At 68.1% G+C, this 2,710-nt stretch carries 4 protein-coding genes; 2 read left to right on the top strand and 2 right to left on the bottom strand.

Annotated elements, in window-relative coordinates; all coding sequences use genetic code 11:
* Both mnmD and BIS11_RS14560 read right to left on the bottom strand, forming a co-directional pair.
* Positions 1 to 652 (bottom strand): tRNA (5-methylaminomethyl-2-thiouridine)(34)-methyltransferase MnmD (gene mnmD, locus BIS11_RS14565; RefSeq protein WP_253586390.1); only part of this gene is annotated, 652 nt, incomplete at its 3' end.
* A 174-nt stretch (positions 653 to 826) separates the two neighbouring features.
* Positions 827 to 1,126 (bottom strand): YciI family protein, encoded by a 300-nt coding sequence (locus tag BIS11_RS14560; protein ID WP_253419878.1) that lies wholly within the window; start codon positions 1,124 to 1,126, stop codon positions 827 to 829.
* Between the two features lie 138 nt (positions 1,127 to 1,264).
* On the opposite strand from BIS11_RS14560, the gene BIS11_RS14555 reads away from it, so the two are divergent.
* Both BIS11_RS14555 and BIS11_RS14550 read left to right on the top strand, forming a co-directional pair.
* Positions 1,265 to 2,203 carry a PHP domain-containing protein gene (locus tag BIS11_RS14555; RefSeq protein WP_253586389.1) on the top strand — a complete coding sequence of 313 codons (939 nt, stop codon included), beginning with the start codon at positions 1,265 to 1,267 and terminating at the stop codon, positions 2,201 to 2,203.
* An 84-nt stretch (positions 2,204 to 2,287) separates the two neighbouring features.
* The coding region (locus BIS11_RS14550; protein ID WP_253586388.1) for an L-threonylcarbamoyladenylate synthase at positions 2,288 to 2,710 on the top strand (423 nt) is incomplete at its 3' end.

Here is a 2,710-nt window from a genome sequence, read left to right as displayed (position 1 = left end):
GGCCGCGCTTGACGATGCCCGCACAGGTGAAGGTGGCGAAGGTCGCGCCGGGGCGCGAGCGCGCCGCCATCGCCTCGAACAGTTCCGGCGACCACATGGCGGCGTTCTTCGACGGCGCGAACCCGTCGAGGAACCAGGCGTCCACTTGGCCATCGAGCAAGCAAAGGCGCTCGACGGTGTCGCCGAAATGCAGATCCAGCGTCACCCGCTCGTCCAGGTGCAGCCGGTGGATGCCGGCAACCGGTTCCGGCCATTGCTGGCAAAGAACCCGGGCGTAGGCGCCAAGCGACGGCCAGGCCGCCAGGGCCCTGGCGAGCTCGGCGCGGCCCAGCGGGTACTTCTCGGTGGATAAAAGGTGAAGGCGCGCGGTGTGCGGAGCGTGGGCCTCGAAGCAGGCCCAGGCGCTCAGCACGTTGAGCCCGGTGCCGAAGCCGGTCTCGCCGATCACGAAGGGCCGGGCGTGCGTCCAGGCGGCGAAGCGCGCCGGCAGCCGGTTGGCGTTCAGGAATACGTGTTCGGTCTCGGCGCGGCCATCCTCGCGGGAGAAGTAGACGTCGCCGAACTGCGTGGAGTGCGGCGCGGCTTCCTCCCAGGTGAGTTCCGGGGCGGTGAGGGCCTCGAGAGGCGGCAGGGCGGGGCGGCGCTTGGTCACTCGGCGTTCCTGGCTGGGGTCACGGAAAATGGTCAAAAAATGATCAATTTGTCGATGGGGGCGTTATCTCTCGCTTTGAGAAAAGCGTCCGCCGTGTTTTCACAGAGTTTTCCACAGCCTCTGTGCAAAACCCGGCGGCGCTGCACAGCAGCCCTCCATTATCAAGGCCCTGCGTCAAGGCAGCACTTTCTTGAACGGCTTGACCGTCACCTTGGCGTAGACGCCGGCGGCGACGTAGGGATCGACGTCCGCCCAGGCCTGGGCGTCTTCGAGGCTTGCGAACTCGGCGACCACCAGGCTTCCACTGAAGCCGGTATCCCCCGGCGTCTCGCTGTCGATGGCCGGGTGCGGCCCGGCGAGCACCAGCCGACCCTCGTCGCGCAGTGCCTGGAGGCGCGCCAGATGGTCCGGGCGCGCGCTCAGGCGCTGGTCGAGGCTGTCGGAAACGTCTTCACTGATGATGGCGTAGAGCATGGGTAACGTCCTCAGGAGCAAGCGCCAGGGCTTGCCCATCGTGGGGCCCGGTTGACCGGGTCGGGCGAAACGCGCACCATGGCGCGCCTAGCGTGAATGGGGAGCCGCCCTATTCTGACAAACTCCCCACACGACGTCATGCCCATGCTTCGACTTCCCGTCACCGTGTTGCCCGAGACCTTCGACGCCGATCATCGCTACCCGGTGGATCTGCACATGCACTCCACCGCCTCCGATGGGGCGCTGTCGCCTGGCGATCTCGTGGCGCTGTGCGCAAGCCGGGGGCTTTCGTTCATGGCACTGACCGACCATGACACCATGGACGGGGTCGACGAGGCCGCCGCCGCCGCCGAGCGGGCGGGGCTCTGCCTGCTGGCGGGGTGCGAGTTGTCCACACGCTGGCAGGGCATCGGGATCCACGTGGTGGCCTTGATGCCCGGCGGCGTGCAGGGACCGCTGGTGGAAGGGCTCGAACGCCAGCGCAAGGCGCGCATCCAGCGCGCCGAGATCATCGCCGAGCGTCTCGAGAAGCTCGGGCTCGAGGATGCGCTTGCCAAGGCGCGCCTTCAGGCGGGCAGCGACCGCCCGCTGGGCCGCCCGGACTTCGCCCGCGCCTTGGTGGCCGACGGCCTGGTGCCGGACTGGGCCAGCGCCTTCAAGCGCTATCTGGGCAGCGGCAAGAAGGGCGACGTGAAGGCCCAGTGGCCGGACATCAAGGAAGTCGTCGGCTGGGTGGTCGACCCGGGCGGCGTGGGGGTGATCGCCCCCCCGCTCCTCTACGGGCTGACCCGCCGCAAGCGCGGGCTGCTGATGGACGATTTTCGCGCCGCCGGCGGCCAGGCCGTCGAGCTGGTCAGCGGTCATCAGAACATGGACGCCACCCGGGATTTGGCCCGCCAGCTCGACGAGCGCGGGCTGTTCGCCTCGCTGGGCAGCGATTTCCACTTTCCCGGCAGCCACGCCGCCCCCGGCAGCATGAGCGACATCCCGCGCACCGCCGCCCGGCCGATCTGGCGACACCCCCGGCTTCTCCACATGCAGGAGGCACCTGCCGGGCTGCTCGGCGCGGCAGGCTAGCCGCGCCGACGCGTTCCTGGGCTATGCTTAACGGCGTCACCGGCGCAACGCCGCGTGGCGATGCATCAAGCCAAGGAGTCAGCGATGAGCCAATATTTCCAGATTCACCCGGAAAATCCGCAGAAGCGCCTGATCGATCAGGCCGTGTCGATCATTCGCCAGGGCGGGGTGATCGCCTACCCCACGGACTCGGGCTACGCCCTGGGCTGTCACCTGGGCGAGAAGAAGGCGATCGACAAGATCAAGTGGCTGCGCTCGCTCGACGACAAGCACAACTTCACCCTGGTGTGTTCGGATCTCTCCGAGATCGGTACCTACGCCAAGGTGGACAACGCGGTGTTCCGGCTGCTCAAGGCCCACACCCCCGGCCCCTACACCTACATTCTCGAAGCGACCACCGAGGTGCCGCGCCTGCTGCTGCATCCCAAGCGGCGCTCGATCGGCGTGCGCGTGCCGGATCACCGCATCACCCACGCGCTGCTCGAGGCCCTCGGCGAGCCGTTGATG

Origin of the sequence: Halomonas sp. 707D4, assembly GCF_024158685.1 — a bacterium.
In the GTDB taxonomy this organism is placed as follows: Bacteria; Pseudomonadota; Gammaproteobacteria; order Pseudomonadales; family Halomonadaceae; genus Vreelandella.
Note: the sequence above shows the minus strand (reverse complement) of the source record. Positions and strands in the feature narration are given on the sequence as shown.